23 protein-coding genes and 1 tRNA gene are annotated in these 14615 nt (G+C 58.0%); 2 read left to right on the forward strand and 22 right to left on the reverse strand.

Translation table 11 applies throughout. The features are described 5' to 3' along the window. Positions 1 to 77: 77 nt before the first annotated feature. From secY to rpsJ, 21 genes are all read right to left on the reverse strand, one after another. Positions 78 to 1475: a preprotein translocase subunit SecY gene (gene secY, locus NZK35_RS18615; protein WP_095738314.1), complete on the reverse strand. Its 1398-nt coding sequence runs from the start codon at positions 1473 to 1475 to the stop codon at positions 78 to 80. A gap of 222 nt (positions 1476 to 1697) precedes the next feature. Beyond that, on the reverse strand, positions 1698 to 2189 hold the full coding sequence (rplO, locus tag NZK35_RS18620) for a 50S ribosomal protein L15 (protein ID WP_259634040.1): 492 nt from the start codon (positions 2187 to 2189) through the stop codon (positions 1698 to 1700). Between the two features lie 78 nt (positions 2190 to 2267). Continuing rightward, complete coding sequence (gene rpsE, locus NZK35_RS18625; protein WP_197455395.1) at positions 2268 to 2738, reverse strand: 30S ribosomal protein S5; 471 nt, start codon at positions 2736 to 2738, stop codon at positions 2268 to 2270. Positions 2739 to 2881: 143 nt separating this feature from the next. After that, on the reverse strand, positions 2882 to 3250 hold the full coding sequence (gene rplR, locus NZK35_RS18630; RefSeq protein WP_095738317.1) for a 50S ribosomal protein L18: 369 nt from the start codon (positions 3248 to 3250) through the stop codon (positions 2882 to 2884). Positions 3251 to 3310: 60 nt separating this feature from the next. Next, positions 3311 to 3850 (reverse strand): 50S ribosomal protein L6, encoded by a 540-nt coding sequence (rplF, locus tag NZK35_RS18635; RefSeq protein ID WP_259634041.1) that lies wholly within the window; start codon positions 3848 to 3850, stop codon positions 3311 to 3313. 37 nt (positions 3851 to 3887) lie between these two features. Further along, positions 3888 to 4283: a 30S ribosomal protein S8 gene (gene rpsH, locus NZK35_RS18640; RefSeq protein WP_259634042.1), complete on the reverse strand. Its 396-nt coding sequence runs from the start codon at positions 4281 to 4283 to the stop codon at positions 3888 to 3890. A 22-nt stretch (positions 4284 to 4305) separates the two neighbouring features. Continuing rightward, a complete protein-coding gene (locus NZK35_RS18645) occupies positions 4306 to 4491 on the reverse strand; it encodes a type Z 30S ribosomal protein S14 (protein WP_095738320.1) in 186 nt (61 codons plus the stop codon). A 63-nt stretch (positions 4492 to 4554) separates the two neighbouring features. Further along, a complete protein-coding gene (rplE, locus tag NZK35_RS18650; protein ID WP_259634043.1) occupies positions 4555 to 5127 on the reverse strand; it encodes a 50S ribosomal protein L5 in 573 nt (190 codons plus the stop codon). Positions 5128 to 5135: 8 nt separating this feature from the next. Beyond that, positions 5136 to 5483, reverse strand: a complete 348-nt coding sequence (gene rplX / locus NZK35_RS18655; protein ID WP_259634044.1) for a 50S ribosomal protein L24 — start codon at positions 5481 to 5483, stop codon at positions 5136 to 5138. Between the two features lie 91 nt (positions 5484 to 5574). Further along, complete coding sequence (rplN, locus tag NZK35_RS18660) at positions 5575 to 5943, reverse strand: 50S ribosomal protein L14 (RefSeq protein WP_095738322.1); 369 nt, start codon at positions 5941 to 5943, stop codon at positions 5575 to 5577. A 22-nt stretch (positions 5944 to 5965) separates the two neighbouring features. Continuing rightward, a complete protein-coding gene (gene rpsQ, locus NZK35_RS18665; protein ID WP_095738323.1) occupies positions 5966 to 6298 on the reverse strand; it encodes a 30S ribosomal protein S17 in 333 nt (110 codons plus the stop codon). A 4-nt stretch (positions 6299 to 6302) separates the two neighbouring features. Next, positions 6303 to 6524 carry a 50S ribosomal protein L29 gene (gene rpmC, locus NZK35_RS18670; RefSeq protein WP_259634045.1) on the reverse strand — a complete coding sequence of 74 codons (222 nt, stop codon included), beginning with the start codon at positions 6522 to 6524 and terminating at the stop codon, positions 6303 to 6305. A gap of 105 nt (positions 6525 to 6629) precedes the next feature. Further along, entirely contained in the window at positions 6630 to 7046 is a 417-nt protein-coding gene (gene rplP / locus NZK35_RS18675; RefSeq protein ID WP_095738325.1) for a 50S ribosomal protein L16, read from the reverse strand. Then, complete coding sequence (gene rpsC / locus NZK35_RS18680) at positions 6985 to 7695, reverse strand: 30S ribosomal protein S3 (protein ID WP_095738326.1); 711 nt, start codon at positions 7693 to 7695, stop codon at positions 6985 to 6987. Before rpsC ends, rplP begins: the two co-directional genes overlap by 62 nt. Positions 7696 to 7732: 37 nt before the next feature. Continuing rightward, complete coding sequence (gene rplV / locus NZK35_RS18685) at positions 7733 to 8092, reverse strand: 50S ribosomal protein L22 (RefSeq protein ID WP_095738327.1); 360 nt, start codon at positions 8090 to 8092, stop codon at positions 7733 to 7735. Between the two features lie 9 nt (positions 8093 to 8101). After that, the gene (gene rpsS / locus NZK35_RS18690) at positions 8102 to 8368 is read right to left on the reverse strand and encodes a 30S ribosomal protein S19 (protein ID WP_095738328.1); all 267 of its coding nucleotides are present in this window, start codon (positions 8366 to 8368) and stop codon (positions 8102 to 8104) included. An 18-nt stretch (positions 8369 to 8386) separates the two neighbouring features. Then, positions 8387 to 9247 (reverse strand): 50S ribosomal protein L2, encoded by an 861-nt coding sequence (gene rplB / locus NZK35_RS18695; RefSeq protein ID WP_259634047.1) that lies wholly within the window; start codon positions 9245 to 9247, stop codon positions 8387 to 8389. A gap of 99 nt (positions 9248 to 9346) precedes the next feature. Then, positions 9347 to 9670 carry a 50S ribosomal protein L23 gene (gene rplW, locus NZK35_RS18700; protein WP_095738330.1) on the reverse strand — a complete coding sequence of 108 codons (324 nt, stop codon included), beginning with the start codon at positions 9668 to 9670 and terminating at the stop codon, positions 9347 to 9349. Positions 9671 to 9712: 42 nt separating this feature from the next. Next, positions 9713 to 10357, reverse strand: coding sequence for a 50S ribosomal protein L4 (gene rplD, locus NZK35_RS18705; RefSeq protein WP_259634048.1), 645 nt, complete (start codon positions 10355 to 10357; stop codon positions 9713 to 9715). Between the two features lie 5 nt (positions 10358 to 10362). Then, positions 10363 to 11016, reverse strand: a complete 654-nt coding sequence (gene rplC, locus NZK35_RS18710) for a 50S ribosomal protein L3 (RefSeq protein ID WP_259634049.1) — start codon at positions 11014 to 11016, stop codon at positions 10363 to 10365. 264 nt (positions 11017 to 11280) lie between these two features. Continuing rightward, positions 11281 to 11607 (reverse strand): 30S ribosomal protein S10, encoded by a 327-nt coding sequence (gene rpsJ / locus NZK35_RS18715; RefSeq protein WP_095738333.1) that lies wholly within the window; start codon positions 11605 to 11607, stop codon positions 11281 to 11283. A 358-nt stretch (positions 11608 to 11965) separates the two neighbouring features. Here rpsJ and NZK35_RS18720 point away from each other — a divergent pair, with 358 nt between their 5' ends. After that, positions 11966 to 12154 carry a hypothetical protein gene (locus NZK35_RS18720; RefSeq protein WP_259634050.1) on the forward strand — a complete coding sequence of 63 codons (189 nt, stop codon included), beginning with the start codon at positions 11966 to 11968 and terminating at the stop codon, positions 12152 to 12154. Between the two features lie 586 nt (positions 12155 to 12740). Here NZK35_RS18720 and NZK35_RS18725 read toward each other — a convergent pair. Next, positions 12741 to 12813, reverse strand: a tRNA-Gly gene (locus NZK35_RS18725). Between the two features lie 275 nt (positions 12814 to 13088). On the opposite strand from NZK35_RS18725, the gene tig reads away from it, so the two are divergent. Continuing rightward, positions 13089 to 14591, forward strand: coding sequence for a trigger factor (gene tig, locus NZK35_RS18730; RefSeq protein ID WP_259634051.1), 1503 nt, complete (start codon positions 13089 to 13091; stop codon positions 14589 to 14591). The last annotated feature ends 24 nt before the right edge of the window (positions 14592 to 14615 follow it).

The following is a 14615-nucleotide window of genomic DNA, read 5'->3' on the forward strand; positions in this document are numbered from 1 at the left end:
AGCAGGGTAAGTGGCGTAAGCTTCCAGCTTGCGAGTGTGGAAGGTAATCGCAAGCAGGATGCTTACGCCACGTTGATTTACACGACCGGGCTGACGCCACCGCCGGCGCCTTCCAACAGGCCGCGGTAGTTCCGCATCACCAGGTGACTGTCGATTTTCTGAACCAGGTCAAAGGCGACGCTGACCGCGATCAGCAACCCCGTCCCGCCGTAGAATCCGGCGATCGAATACGGCACACCGAGAGAACCGTAAACAATCGTCGGCACGATTGCGACGATGGAAAGGAACCCCGCACCGACGTACGTGATCCGAACCATGACCTTTTCCAAGTAGTCGGTCGTCCGTTTTCCAGGCCGGTAGCCGGGAATGAACGTTCCACTGTCCCGCAAGTTGTCCGAGATCTCTTTCGGGTTGAACGTGATCGCGGTCCAGAAGTAGCAGAAAAAGAAGATCAACGCGACGTACAGCAGGTTGAAGAAATACGACGCTTGGTCTTGCATGGTCAGACTGACCAAGTTCAACCCCTTGAAGATCGCCCCGCCGGTTTCGAACGCTCCGGCCATCAGGCCGAAGAACACGCCGGGGATCATCAACAAGCTGCTGGCAAAAATGATCGGCATCACGCCGGCCTGGTTGATCCGCAGCGGCAGGTGTTGTCGGGTTCCGCCGTAGACCTTGCGGCCGCGGGTGAATTTCGCCGATTGGGTTGGGATTTTACGCTGGCCGAGGGTGATGAAGACCACCCCGACGACCACGCCGATGAACAACACGAATAGCAAGATCAACGTTTCGATCCCGACTTGACCCCGGCTCAGTCCTGTCAACTGGGTTTCCATGTTGCGAATCAATTCGTACAGCGCTTTGGGCATCTGCGCCAGAATGCCGGCCATGATCAACAGGCTGATGCCGTTGCCGATCCCGTGCTCGTCGATTTGTTCGCCGAGCCACATCAGGAACACACTGCCGCAGGTCATCACCGCGACGGCGACGAACTGCCAGGGCAAGTACAGGCCTGTGCCGGCTTCGTTTAAGAAGTTGGCGTTGATGTTGCCGCCGCCCGGTCCACTGGCCGACAGCATGACCGAGACATAAATCCAGCTCTGCACCAGACAGATGCCGACGGTCAGGTAGCGGGTGTATTCGTTGATTTTCTTCTGACCCGCCTGGCCTTCCTTCTTCAGCTCCGCGAGTGCGGGAACGGTCGTTCCGAGCAGCTGCAGGATGATCGAAGCGGAAATGTAGGGCATGATGCCGAGGCCGAAGATCGTCAATTGACGAAGATCGCTGGCGGCAAACAAGCTGACTTTTTCCAGGAAATCGGCCGCACCACCGCCGGCCGAGTCGGTCGGGGCGTTGTCCACCATCGGCAGCGGGATGTGGAAACCGATCCGATAAATGGCCAGCAAACCCAGTGTCAGGAAGATTTTCTTCCTCAACTCAGGGATGGTGAACATGATTCGCAGTTTTTCAAGCATTCGCTCGATCCGTCTTTCGTTGATTGGGACGCGGCAACTCTGGCGATCGGCCGAATTGATGCCGCCTGCGGAAATTTAGTGTTTTTGGCGATCCATGGCGAGGGCAACGCCCGTTCAAAACAAAACGCCAGTCCGCGGGGGCGACTGACGTTTTGAACGTTTCATTCAGTGGCTCGTTTGTCTCAAACGAGTGCTCGCTGCGCCGGCCGAGCGACCCATCGATCAGGCTTGATTCAGGGCCGCGACGCGTTCGTCGGGGGTCCGTTTGGGCGCCAATTTGTTGACGGTCCCGCCGGCGGCGGTGATTTTTTCTTCGGCCGACTTGCTGAACCGGTGCGCCGACACGGTCAGCTTTTTGGTCAGTTCGCCGTCGCCGAGGATCTTGACTTCGTCGAACGTGCCCTTGGCGACATCTTTGGCAGCCATCGCTTCCAAAGTGACTTCGGCACCGTCTTCGAAATGGTCGTTCAGCTTGCCGACGTTAACCGCAAACACGGTCACCGCCCAACGGTTGTTGAAGCCGCGTTTGGGAACGCGGCGAAACATCGGCATCGCCCCGCCTTGGAAGCTGGGTTTACGGCTGTAACCGCTACGGCTCTTGTGACCCTTGTGACCGCGGGCGGACGTTTTGCCGGTGCCGCTGCCGGGACCACGCCCGATGCGTTTACGTTTGCGGTTCTTTTGAATTCCGCGATGGACATCATTCAGGTTCATAACGAAACCGAGGTAAGCAATGTTGCAAGTTGCGTCGCGGCATGATTCGCTCCGGACGCGTCAATCTTGAGTATTTTTTTAGGACGACAGTTCTTCGACGGTCAACCCACGCAGTGCAGCGGTTTCTTCACGCGTCCGCAGTTGCTTGAGGGCTTCGACGGTGGCTTTGACCAGCGTGACCGGGTTATTGGTGCCGTAGGACTTTGTCAAAATGTCGTGGATGCCGCAGGCTTCGCAAACCGCACGCACGGCCTGGCCGGCGATGATCCCGGTACCAGCCCCGGCGGGGATCAATGTGACCTTTGCGGCACCGAAGCTGCCCCAGACTTGGTGGGGGATGCTGCCTTCGACCAGCGGCACCTTGACCATGTCACGGGTCGCTTGTTTGGTCGCTTTCTGGACGCTCGGAGGCACTTCGTTTGCCTTTCCGTAACCCCAGCCCACTTTCCCCTGGCCGTCACCGACGACGACCATGGCGGCAAAGCTGAAGCGACGACCGCCCTTGACCACAGCTGCACAGCGTTTGATCTTCACCACGCGATCGAGCAAGCCGTCATCTTTCGACTCTTCCGCTTGCTTTCCGCCACGACGACGATTCTGGTTACTTCCGCTACTAATTGTTCCGACCCTCGGTTAGCCGACCCCTCGGGGTGCGGCAAGTTGAATTGGTTTTCGTAATCTCTGCTTTTCGATTAAAGCACGAGCCCGCTTTCACGGGCGGCGTCTGCGAACGCTTTGACGCGTCCGTGATATTTGTTGTGGCCACGATCCAGTTTGACTTCCTTGATCCCGGCGGCTTCTGCCTTGGCAGCGATCGCCTTTCCGACTTCGGCGGCACCGTCACAGTTACCACCGACCTTGACCGATTCGCGGAGGTCCTTGTCGCGGGTGCTGGCGCTGGCCAGGGTTCGTCCGGTGGAATCGTCCACCAGTTGAACCGAAAAGTGCTTCAGGGTGCGTTGCACACACAGCCGCGGTCGATCCGCGGAGCCACGGAGCACGTTCCGCACGTGGTTGCGTCGACGAACACGTCTCTGTCCGAGTTTCTTGTTTTTGTCCATTGAAGTGCCGTCCTGTATCGCGGCCGATTCTTTTCGTTATTTGAAACGGGTCTGACGGGATTACTTGGTCGCCGACTTACCGGGCTTGATCTTAACTTGTTCGCCTTGGTAGCGAATCCCCTTGCCCTTGTAGGGTTCGGGCTTGCGGAGCGATCGGATTTCGGCGGCGAACTGGGTGACCTTTTGTTTGTCACAGCCTTGGACGACGACGTGCGTCTGGTCGGGGCAGGTCACGGTCAGATCGCCGGGGATCTTGCGGTGCAATTCATTGGCGTAGCCGACACGCAGCTGCAGCGTATCGCCGGAGATGCTGGCGAGGTATCCCACGCCGACGATCTCGAGTTTCTTTTCGTAGCCGTTGCTGACGCCCTCGACCATGTTGCCGATGATCGCACGGGTCAACCCGTGCAATTCTCGACTGGTTCGGTCTTCACCGCTTCGCGAGCAGGTGACGGTATCACCCTCGACGTCGACCGAGATCTCGGGACGATGGGTGAAGGTCAGCTTGCCCTTGGCACCCTCGACGGTGACGACACGATCGGCAACGCCGACGGAGACACCGCTGGGGATCTGGACTGGTTTTTTTCCGATACGACTCATTTCAGATCACTTGCTGAAAACGTTATTTGTACGGGTGTTAGGCGACTTCGCAAAGGATTTCGCCGCCGATCTTCTCTCGCCGAGCTTCGCGGTCACTGATCACACCCTTGCTGGTGCTGATGATCGTGATGCCCAGCCCGCCCAGGACCGGTTTCAGGTCCTTGCAGTGAGCGTACAAACGGCGTCCGGGTTTGCTCATTCGGCGAATGGTTTGGATCACGCGTTCGCCATTGGAACCGTATTTCAGTTCCAGGCGAAGCACATTGACGGGGTTTTCTTCGACCTCCGCCCAATCCCAGATGAAACCTTCGCGCTTCAGCACGTCGGCAATCCCCCGCTTTACGCGGCTGGAAGGGATGTCCACAAAGGCACGTTCAACGCGAACGGCATTGCGGATTCGGGTCAACATATCGGCAATCGGGTCTGTCATCATGGCTTTTCGTCGCTCCGTTGTCTTACCAACTGGCCTTACGAACACCGGGGATCAAACCCAAGTTCGCATTTTCGCGGAAACAGATTCGGCACAAACCGAACTTGCGGTAGACCGAACGAGGTCGACCACAGAACTTGCACCGGTTCTCGCGCCGGGTACTGAACTTCGGCTTCCGATTTGCCTTGGCGATTTTTGATTTACTTGCCACTGGCTGTCTTGGGGTTGCAGCTGTGAAACGGTTCGCAAAATAAAGTGACTGTTAAAACGTCGCTCACGCAGCGTCGCTTTTTCCCGGCGCCGCTTTGAACGGCATGCCGAACAATTCCAACAACGCTCGTGCTTCATCATCGGTCTTGGCCGACGTCACGTACGTGATGTTCATGCCCTGCGGGCGGGTAAACTTGTCAGGGTTCAGTTCGGGAAAGACCAATTGCTCGGTCAGTCCCATCGTATAGTTCCCACGGCGGTCGAACGCTTTGCGGCTGATTCCGCGAAAGTCGCGGACTCGGGGCAGCACGATCGAGACCATCCGGTCGAGAAACTCGTACATGTGTTGTCGACGCAGGGTCACCATGCATCCGATCGGCATGCCTTCACGCAAGCGGAAGTTCGCGATCGATTTTCGGGCGACCGTCATCACCGGTTTTTGGCCGGCGATTTGGGTCATTGCATCGTAAGCCAGGTCGAGGATTTTTTTGTCGCCGATGGCTTGGCCGACACCCATGTTCAGCGTGATCTTTTCCAGACGCGGAACTTGGTGCGGGTTCTTGTAGCCGAAGCGTTCCACCAACTGTGAGCGGATGGATTCTTCGTAGGCCGTTTGGAGTCTTGGTTTGTTTGCCATGGTTCGGTTCACGCCTTCTTATAGCTGTCACGGGGCGGGGAGATCTTTCCCAGGCTAGCACCGCTTTTCTTTGCAAATCGTTCCTTGGTGCCGTCGTCCAAGTAGCGGACTCCGATCCGCGTGGGCTGGCCGGATGTCGGATCGATGACCATCACGTTGCTGGCGTGAATCGGCATCTCCTTGCTCAGACGGCCCCCTTGCGGGTTCTTCTGGCTCTTCCGAACGTGTTTCCGCACCAAACCGGCGCCTTCGACGACAACTTTGTTCTTCTTGCGATCGACGACCAGCACCTTCCCGCGATGACCCTTGTCACCGCCGGCGATCACTAGCACTTCGTCTTCAACTTTGAGCAACATGACTGGAATACTCTGCATGGACTGGGCGATGGGACGCCCAATGTGATTTGTTTCGAGACTCGGAGTCTGTGACTCCGGCCGCTTGGAGGGTTTAGACCACTTCGTTGGCCAGGCTGACGATCTTCATGAAGCTCTGCTCACGCAGTTCACGGGCGACCGCACCGAAAATCCGCGTGCCGCGAGGCGCCTTGTCTTTATCGATCAGGACCACAGCGTTGCTGTCGAACTTGATGTAGCTGCCATCGTTACGGCGTGTCGGGGTTTTCGTCCGAACGATGACCGCTCGCACAATCGCCTTCTTCTTGATCTCGCTGCCCGGGATCACGCTTTTGACGCTACAGATGATGACGTCGCCCACGCGGGCGAATCGGCGTCGGCTGCCGCCGAGCACCTTGATGCACATCACCTGACGAGCACCGGTGTTGTCGGCAACATCGAGACGGGTTTCTTGTTGGATCATGGCTGGTTATTCAACTGAAAAATTATTCGCTTTCGCTTTCGGATCCGGCCGACGCAGCCTCTGCTTGTTCAGCTTCCTTGCGTGCGGCACGCAAGGCGACCAAGTCCACTTCGGTGCTCTTCTCAATCACTCGAACCAAACGCCAACGCTTCAACTTGCTCAGCGGTTCGGATTCGATGATCTCGACGCGGTCACCGACGCCCGACTCGTTTGCCTCGTCGTGGACGTGACAAACCGTTCGACGGCTGATGTATTTCTTGTACTTGGGGTGCTTCACCAGGCGATTGATTTCGACGCGGCGCGTCTTATTCATCTTGTCGCTGGTGACGATGCCCGAAACTACGCGTTTTGGCATGGTGCTACGCTTCGGCTGGGGTGTTGTTGTTGGCTGCTTTGCTTCGCTCGGTCTGAATCGTCTTGACGCGAGCAATCAAACGTCGGTTCTTGCGGATGTCGCTGGGCGTGTTCAAACGCTCCGACTGAGACTGAAAACGCAGTCGAAACAAGTCGGCGGCCGCTTCGGCAGCGGTCGCTTCGAGCTGTTCGTCGCTCATCTCTCTCAGTTCGCTATTGCTGGTCATGACCAGGCCTTCGGTAAACAAAAGTGGAGGTCGGGTCCGTGGGCGGTTGATGCCCGTCGGCTACTCATTGTCTCGATCGAATCAGAGCCAATCTCTGATTCCCATTTAGAACGACCGTCGTTCGACGAATCGCACTTTCACCGGCAGCTTGCTCGCCAAACGGGCGAAACAAACCTTGGCTTGCTGTTCGGTCACACCGCCGAGTTCGTAAAGGACGGTGCCCGGCTTGACGACCGCGGCCCAGAAATCCGGTTCACCCTTGCCCTTCCCCATCCGTGTTTCCAGCGGCGTGCTGGTGACGGACTTGTCCGGGAAGATTCGGATGTACAGTTTTCCTTCGCCACGGACGTATTGCTGAGCCGCAATCCGTCCCGCCTCGATCGTCGTCGCCTTGATCCAACCGGGTTCCAAGGATTGGATCCCGTAGTCACCAAAGACGACCGTGTTGCCACGAGTCGCACTACCTTTTATGCGCCCTCTTTGGCTTTTTCGATGCTTGACCCGTTTGGGCATCAGCGCCATCGTTGTCGTCTCCGTAAGTACCTTGGTTAATCCAGACCTGAATTCCGATGTGCCCCTGTGGCGTCATCGCTTCGGTCGTTCCGTAATCAATCTTCGCCTGCAACGTGCTCAACGGAATCGAGCCCATGCTTTGTTTTTCGCGGCGTGCCATTTCGGCTCCGCCCAATCGTCCTGCCAGTTGGATCTTGATGCCCTTGGCACCGGCGTCCATCGTCTGCTCGAGCGATCGCTTCATCGTGCGTCGGAAGCTCGATCGCTTTTGCAACTGTTGTGCGATATCTTCGGCCACCAGTTGAGCTTGCAGCTCGGGGCGTCCGACCTCTTCGACCTTCAGGTTGATGCGGCGGCCGATCAGGTTCTGCAATTCGGCTTGCAGGATCTCGATTTCTTGGCCTTTCTTGCCGATGATCAAACCCGGCCGAGCGACGTACATCATCACCCGCACTTCGTCACGCGTTCGTTCGATCTCGATGCGATCGATTCCGGCGTTCTTGTATTGGTTCTTCTTGGGGTGGTTGGTGATGAAGTTTCGCAGTTTGCGATCTTCGACCAACAGGTCTGCAAAATCTTGCTTCGACGCGTACCATCGACTGCTCCAGCCGCGGGTGACACCGGTTCGAAACGCGATTGGATTGACTTTCTGTCCCATCGTTTACGACTCTTTGATTGTGCTGTTTCCGAGGGGCTTAAATTTCGTCGATCGGCGTCACTTTGACGCTGATGTGGCTGCTGCGTTTTTTGATGATGTGGGCACTGCCTCGTGCCTTGGGACGCATCCGCCGGAACATCGCCCCGCCGTCGACTCGCACATCGGTCAAAACCAGTTCATCGATTCGGTGTGGGCTGCCGCCGGTCTGGTCCGGATCGAGTGCGTTGGCGACGGCACTGCGGATCACTTTTTCCAGCATGCGGGCACCGCGTTGCGGCTGATACTTGAGCGTATCGAGCGCTTCGTCGGCGTATTGGCCACGCACCAGGTCGGCAACCAGACGCACTTTTTGTGCACTGATCCGAGCATTGCGGTGGCTTGCTACAAATGTTGACATCGTATCGACCTATTTCTTTTTGCCGCCGTGACCCTTGAACGTCCGAGTCGGAGCGAATTCGCCCAACTTGTGACCCACCATGTCTTCGGTCACTTGAACGGGGATGTGTGCCCGTCCGTTGTGAACCATAAACGTCAGATTGATAAACTCGGGAACGATCGTGCAGGCACGAGCCCAAGTTTTAATCGGCGTCTTCTTGCCTTCCTCGGCCTGCTTCTGCACCTTGAAGTACAGCTTCGGGTCGACGTAGGGACCTTTTTTGCTACTGCGGCTCATCGTTCTTCAGCTACCTGATTACTTGTGCAGTTTCAACTGACCGTATCGCTTGCTCTTGCGACGACGAACGATCGAGCTGTTACTTGGTTTACGTTTCTGGCGTGTGGCACCACCCTTGGCACTCTTGCCCTGCGGGCTGACCGGGTGACGACCGCCCTTGGTTCGGCCTTCACCACCACCGTGCGGGTGATCGATCGGGTTCATCGCGGTTCCACGCACGTGTGGGCGACGTCCGAGCCATCGGGCTCGGCCGGCCTTGCCCAGGACCACGTTCATGTGCTCGCTGTTGCCGACCTGGCCGATCGTTGCTCGGCACCGGTTGGGGACACGTCGCACTTCACCGCTGGGGAGTTGCAATTGTGCCCAGTCGGCCTCGCGGGCCATCAGTGTCGCACCCGTGCCGGCCGAACGGCAGAGCACCGCACCGCCACCGATTCGCATTTCGATGCAGCACACTGTAGTGCCCAGCGGGATGTTCTTCAGCGGTAGGCAATTGCCCAGTGTCGGCGGAGCTTCGGGGCCATTGAGCAGCTTGTCGCCGGCCTTCAGGCCCGAAGGAGCCACCACGTACGTCTTTTGACCGTCGGCGTACTTCAGCAACGCGATTCGGGCGGACCGGTTGGGGTCGTACTGAACCGAGTCGACCGTCGCAGACACTCCGTCCTTGACACGACGAAAGTCGATCAAGCGGTACATCTGCTTGTGACCGCCGCCGCGATGTCGGGCGGTGATCTTGCCTTGGTTGTTGCGACCACCGGTCTTTCGTTTCGGTTTCAGCAGCGACTTTTCCACGGTGTAGCCGGGCGTCAGTTCAGCGAAATCGCTGACCGATGCATTTCGGCGACCGGGGCTGGTCGGCTTGTAGATGCGAATTCCCATCGCTGAGTTCTATCTGGCTGTTAGGAAATAACTGGTTTCTGGATGCACGCCCCGGTTGGGGCGAGTGGCTGGGCGACTTCGTCGGCGGCGATTGACGGCCTAGAAGAAGTCGATTTTGTGATCTTCGTGCAAGTGAACGATGGCTCGGCGCCAGTCGGACGTGCGACCGAGACCGTTGCGTGTGCGGCGGAACTTGCCTTTGCGGTTTTGGGTGCAGACCTTTTCGACCTTGACATCAAACAGCTTTTCAACAGCCGCCTTGATTTCGGGCTTGGTGGCCATGCGGTGCACTTCAAACGCGTATTCGTTGTGCCGTGTTGCGCGGTGAACGCCTTTTTCAGTCACGAGCGGACGCAGCAGGATCTGGTGCGGCTCGAGCTTGATTTTCGTTTCCGGCTGGGCAGGTGGTTGAATTCTTGCCATCGCTCAAATTCTTCTTGTATTAGTGTGGGGGAGCGGTCGGACCTAAACGGCCTGCCCGTCGGCAAACGAGCCATCTTTGATCTTGTCCAACGCCGCCTTGGTGACCAGCATTCGCTTGGGCTTGAGCACCGAAAGAGCGTTCAGCTGGCGAACCGGCTGCACCTCAACTCCGGGGATGTTTCGGCCGCTCTTGTAAACCGCGACGTCTGCGTCGGCGGTTGCGACGAGCGTGGTGGTCGATTCGAGGCCCAGGTTTTTCAGCGTCGATGCGAGTTTCGACGTCTTGGGCGCGTCATAGTCGAGTTGATCGATGACGAGCATCTCGCCGTCGTCGATCTTGCTGCGGATCGCCATGCGGGTGGCTCGTCGCAACGCTTTTTTGGGCAATCGGTAGCTGTAATCGCGCGGTTTGATCGTGCGTGCAACGCCACCGCCGCGGCGAACGTTGGTTCGCTTCGAGCCGGCTCGGGCGTGGCCGGTGCCCTTTTGGCGGTACATCTTTTTGTTGGTGCCGCTGACTTCGCCACGGGTTCGCGTGTTGTGTGATCCCTGGCGATTGTTCGCCTGGTACATCACCACCGCGTCGTGGAGCAGTTGCTTGCTGATTCGGTCCGCGATCGCGGCCGAGTCGATTTCGTAGGTTCCGACTTCTTCGCCGGACTCGTTGACGATTGAGAGTGTTGCCATCGGGACTAACCCACCTTGTTCGTTTGACGGATCGTCACCAGGCCACCGTTCGGCCCGGGGACGGAGCCGCGGATCAACAGCAAATTGTCTTCGGGGACGATTCGCACCAATTCCAGGTTTCGCGTGGTGACCTTGGTGTTACCGTATTGGCCCGCCATGCGGATGCCCTTGAACAGGCGGCTCGGCGACGCACTGCAACCCGTACCACCGGCGTGGCGGTGTACTTTCTTGACACCGTGGGTGGCTCGCTGCCCCGAGAAGTTGTGGCGTTTCATGACGCCGGAGAAGCCGCGGCCCTTGCTGGTGCCGGTCACGTCGACGCGTTTGACGCCGTCGAAGATTTCAACCGTGACCGTGCCGCCGACGGAGAGGTCGGTTTCGCCGCGGAATTCGCGGATGAAACGCTGGGGCTCGCAGTCTGCTTTTTCGATCAGCTCGACGCCTGCGTCGGCCCGTTTCTTGGACCGTTTGCTGTCGAGCTTTGCCACGTGGCCGCGCTCGGCTCGACTGGCCAGGCGGCGTGGCTTGTCTTCAAAACCCAATTGGACAGCGCTGTAGCCGTCGCGGTCAGCAGAGCGAATCTGGAGCACATTGCACGGGCCGGCCTGGATCACGGTCACGGGGACGACGGTACCGTCCTCTTCGTAGACCTGAGTCATTCCGATTTTGCGACCAAGTATTGATGGTGACATAGCTCTAGCACCCCGGCTTTCGCCGTGGTCATTTATCGCTCGTATCTGGGTTTTGAACTTCTCGTCCCGAACCGGAAGCTTGCGTCGCCCGCGAAAGGCGGTTGGCAGCTAGGGTTATCGGGAGCGATATCCGTTCATGCGGAATACCGGACCTAAAAACTTTGGGGCGTCGACCCGCACCGCGTTCGGCGGTGAGGCGAGGGCGAAACGTCGCGACGAGCGACGTTCGTGCTATCGAGCCGAAGCTTTGATTTTGATATCCACCCCGGCGGGTAGACTCAGTTTGTTCAGTGCTTCGATCGTCTTGGCGGTTGCTTGGACGATGTCGATCAAGCGTTTGTGGGTTCGGATCTCGTACTGCTGACGAGCCTTCTTGTTCACAAACGGGCTTGAAAGCACGGTGTAGCGTTCGATGCGAGTCGGCAACGGGATCGGCCCGTGGACTTCGCTGTGAGTTCGCTTGACCGTATCCACAATCTCCTGGGCACTCTGATCGAGCACGGAGTGATCGTATGCTTCCATACGGATCCGAATGACTTCGTTGGCTCCGGCTGACACAGTACGATTCCAGTAATAATGAGTGGCGAAACAAAGGACAGCAGCACCTGGCCGCTCGGCGAGGTGTTTCCCAGGTGACGTTCGTCTCACGGGAGGGCGAGAATGTAGGGGCGGCTCTGGTGAGCGTCAACGGCTCTTCGCAAAAACTAATGAAAAGTTTCTTTAAATTGGTTGGCGTGGGATTTCACGGGGGTTGGCGAGGTCACCGGTTCGCTGCAAAACCGCCGACCTGGGCGATTTGCCACGTCGACACGCATCTGTCGGGCCGGTATCAGATAAGTGACAGCCAGTGCTCGCTGCTGAACGGAATGATCGGTGGCGAAATGGCGAAACTGAAATCAGAAGGAGTATTTGTATCGTGAATCAGCTCGGCGGGCTTTGGCGTGACACATGGTGGGTTTGGGTCGGTTTCCTCGTGCTGACGGTCGTCTTGGCCGTCACCGTTGGGAAGTTTTTCTACCTGCTGATCCCCTGCTTGCCTGTGCCATTTGCCTATTTTGCCTTCAACCGCTACGACGAGCAGGGGAACGAGAAGGCGGATCTTTAAGAGTGCTGTGGCAGCGGCGAGCGTTTGTCGCTCGCTCGACGGGCCCGTCGGGCGAGCGGGCTTGCGCGGTGCCCGAATGCTGGCGCGAATCGGCTGATATCACTCGCACGCATCAGCCGTTTTGCGTGGGGCTGCGAGCGCTCTTTGGTCGTTGGCGTGACCCCGGATGGGGTCAAAGCCAGTAGCCGGAGGTGAGCGTGGCGACACCTCCGGGCATACGGTCTCCCGCCTGACGCGACCCCGGAGGGTGTCGAAGCAAGTCGCGTTCGAACCCGCGGTCCCGACCTGCTCCACCGATTGGCCCCGCCTCTCGATCGACTCTTTTTGGAACGCGATCTGCACCGCTGGCGGATTGATTCGCTTCGACCCCGTCCGGGGTCGTTGGGATTCTCGCGGGGGGCTTTCCGGAGGTGCCGCTGCGCTGGCCTCCGGCTAGCTGGCCTCCGGCTAGCTGACCTCCGGCTACTCGCTGCAATCCCTTCGGGATGCTGCGGGTCGCCTGTGGCGACGCAGGTGTCGTGCCGGGGTGCGCTGGAAATGAAAAAGGCACCCGCGGCGGAGCCGAGGTGCCTTTTTCGCATTTGAGAGCGGCTGATGGGATTCGAACCCACGACAATCACGTTGGCAACGTGATGCTCTGCCAACTGAGCTACAGCCGCGTCATTTCTGTCAGTGCGGGCAGATTATCAACAGATTGTGAGAATCGGCAAGCCCTCGGGGAAACTTGAGGCAGATTGTTTTCAGAAATCCTGACGATTGTGTGAGAATCGCCGGAAGCAGCGTAAAATCGCGGCGGCGACTTGCCGATTTTGACTCGACCGCGATAGATTACGGGCTTCTCCAGCAAACAGAGCATTTCGCTGCAGCGAAAAAACGCTTTGCGGCAGACACACTAATTTTGTTCACCCCGTTCCCGTCCAAGGTGCGTTACAGGATGTCCACGTCCATAGATTCCCCCGAAAACGCCGAAGAAGCGACCCCACTCCAACTGGAGGTCCAGGTCAGTTCCCCGCAGGCGTGTGTCCGCGATGTTGTCGTGACCGTTCCCGAGTCCGAAGTCAAACGCTACCTCAAAGACGCGTATGATGAATTGGTGCCGGAAGCCCAAGTGCCCGGTTTTCGCAGCGGTCGTGCACCGCGGCGTCTGGTCGAAAAACAGTTCAAAGACCGCGTGGTCGAGCAGGTCAAGGGCAAGCTGTTGATGGACAGCCTTTCGCAGGTCACCGAAAGCCAAGACTTCTCGGCGATCAGTGAGCCTGACTTCGACTACAACTCAATCCCCGATCCGGGTGAAGGTCCGTTCTCGTTCCAGTTCTCGATCGAAGTGCGTCCCGAGTTTGAGACTCCCAACTGGAAAGGGTTGGAGCTGACCAAGCCGGTTGAAAACATCGACGACGATGCGGTCACCGCGGCATTGCAACGGGTCTTGAAAGACCGGGCTTCGTTCGAAGCGACCGACGAGCCGGCTGAATTGGGCGATAAGCTGGTCGTCACCATTCGCTTCAAAGAAGGCGACGAAGTCATTTCGACGATGGAAGAGGAATCCATCACGCTGGCTCCGGCACTGTCGCTCAGTGATGCCGTGTGCGAATCCTTCGGCGCCGATGTCGCCGGTAAAAAGGAAGGCGATACCGTCACGACGGCGGTCACGCTCGGTGATTCCGACGACGATGCGGACAGCGCTCGCACGCTCACCGCCGAAGTCGAGTTGGTCGAAGTCCAGAAGCTTGAGAACGTTGAGCTAACCGGCGACGTGCTCGAAGAGCTCGGTGACTTTGAAACCGAACAAGAGCTTCGCGAATTCGTCAAAGATTCGCTGGTCCGTCAAGCCGAATACCGCACGCAGCAAGCCGTTCGCCAGAAGGTGACCAACCTGTTGGCCGAGTCGGTCAGTTTTGAATTGCCTGAAGACCTGGTTCGCCGTCAAACCAATCGCGAATTGCAACGACGCGTTTTGGAGATGCGTCGCAACGGATTTGACGACACAACGATCCGCGGCATCGTCAACGCACTGCAGCAGAACGCACGTGCCTCGACCGAGGCGGCGTTGCGTGAGCACTTCGTGCTGGAGCAAATCGCTGAAGAGGAATCGATCGACGCCGAGCCTCAGGAATTCGAAAACGAAATCATGTTGATTTCGCAGCAGTCCGGGCAAAGCCTGCGGGCCACACGGGCTCGGTTGGAAAAGACCGGTCAAATGGATGCCCTGCGGAATCAAATCGTCGAGCGGAAGGTGATCGAGTTGGTTGTCGAGAACGCCAAGGTCACCGAAGAAGAGATTTCGGCCGACATGGATGATCCGACCAAGGACTCCTATCCGGTGTCGCACAGCGTCTTCGGAACGAAAGCGGAGTCGGAAATTCCGGAAGCGAAATACGAGGACAATAGTGTCCCCGAGTCGCCGCTGCCGGGTTCGTCCGAGCAAGACAAGGATTGATTCGGACCTGATTCTACGAGCACC

This window comes from Stieleria sedimenti, from assembly GCF_025060895.1.
GTDB lineage: Bacteria > Planctomycetota > Planctomycetia > Pirellulales > Pirellulaceae > Stieleria > Stieleria sedimenti.

Bases quoted from the DNA above. Each gene is read 5' to 3' on its own strand.
- secY (WP_095738314.1), bottom strand. From the start codon at position 1,475: ATGCTTGAAAAACTGCGAATCATGTTCACCATCCCTGAGTTGAGGAAG.
- rplO (WP_259634040.1), bottom strand. From the start codon at position 2,189: ATGAACCTGAATGATGTCCATCGCGGAATTCAAAAGAACCGCAAACGT.
- rplR (WP_095738317.1), bottom strand. From the start codon at position 3,250: ATGGACAAAAACAAGAAACTCGGACAGAGACGTGTTCGTCGACGCAAC.
- rplF (WP_259634041.1), bottom strand. From the start codon at position 3,850: ATGAGTCGTATCGGAAAAAAACCAGTCCAGATCCCCAGCGGTGTCTCC.
- rpsH (WP_259634042.1), bottom strand. From the start codon at position 4,283: ATGATGACAGACCCGATTGCCGATATGTTGACCCGAATCCGCAATGCC.
- rplE (WP_259634043.1), bottom strand. From the start codon at position 5,127: ATGGCAAACAAACCAAGACTCCAAACGGCCTACGAAGAATCCATCCGC.
- rplX (WP_259634044.1), bottom strand. From the start codon at position 5,483: ATGTTGCTCAAAGTTGAAGACGAAGTGCTAGTGATCGCCGGCGGTGAC.
- rplN (WP_095738322.1), bottom strand. From the start codon at position 5,943: ATGATCCAACAAGAAACCCGTCTCGATGTTGCCGACAACACCGGTGCT.
- rpsQ (WP_095738323.1), bottom strand. From the start codon at position 6,298: ATGCCAAAACGCGTAGTTTCGGGCATCGTCACCAGCGACAAGATGAAT.
- rpmC (WP_259634045.1), bottom strand. From the start codon at position 6,524: ATGACCAGCAATAGCGAACTGAGAGAGATGAGCGACGAACAGCTCGAA.
- rplP (WP_095738325.1), bottom strand. From the start codon at position 7,046: ATGGCGCTGATGCCCAAACGGGTCAAGCATCGAAAAAGCCAAAGAGGG.
- rpsC (WP_095738326.1), bottom strand. From the start codon at position 7,695: ATGGGACAGAAAGTCAATCCAATCGCGTTTCGAACCGGTGTCACCCGC.
- rplV (WP_095738327.1), bottom strand. From the start codon at position 8,092: ATGTCAACATTTGTAGCAAGCCACCGCAATGCTCGGATCAGTGCACAA.
- rpsS (WP_095738328.1), bottom strand. From the start codon at position 8,368: ATGAGCCGCAGTAGCAAAAAAGGTCCCTACGTCGACCCGAAGCTGTAC.
- rplB (WP_259634047.1), bottom strand. From the start codon at position 9,247: ATGGGAATTCGCATCTACAAGCCGACCAGCCCCGGTCGCCGAAATGCA.
- rplW (WP_095738330.1), bottom strand. From the start codon at position 9,670: ATGGCAAGAATTCAACCACCTGCCCAGCCGGAAACGAAAATCAAGCTC.
- rplD (WP_259634048.1), bottom strand. From the start codon at position 10,357: ATGGCAACACTCTCAATCGTCAACGAGTCCGGCGAAGAAGTCGGAACC.
- rplC (WP_259634049.1), bottom strand. From the start codon at position 11,016: ATGACTCAGGTCTACGAAGAGGACGGTACCGTCGTCCCCGTGACCGTG.
- tig (WP_259634051.1), top strand. From the start codon at position 13,089: ATGTCCACGTCCATAGATTCCCCCGAAAACGCCGAAGAAGCGACCCCA.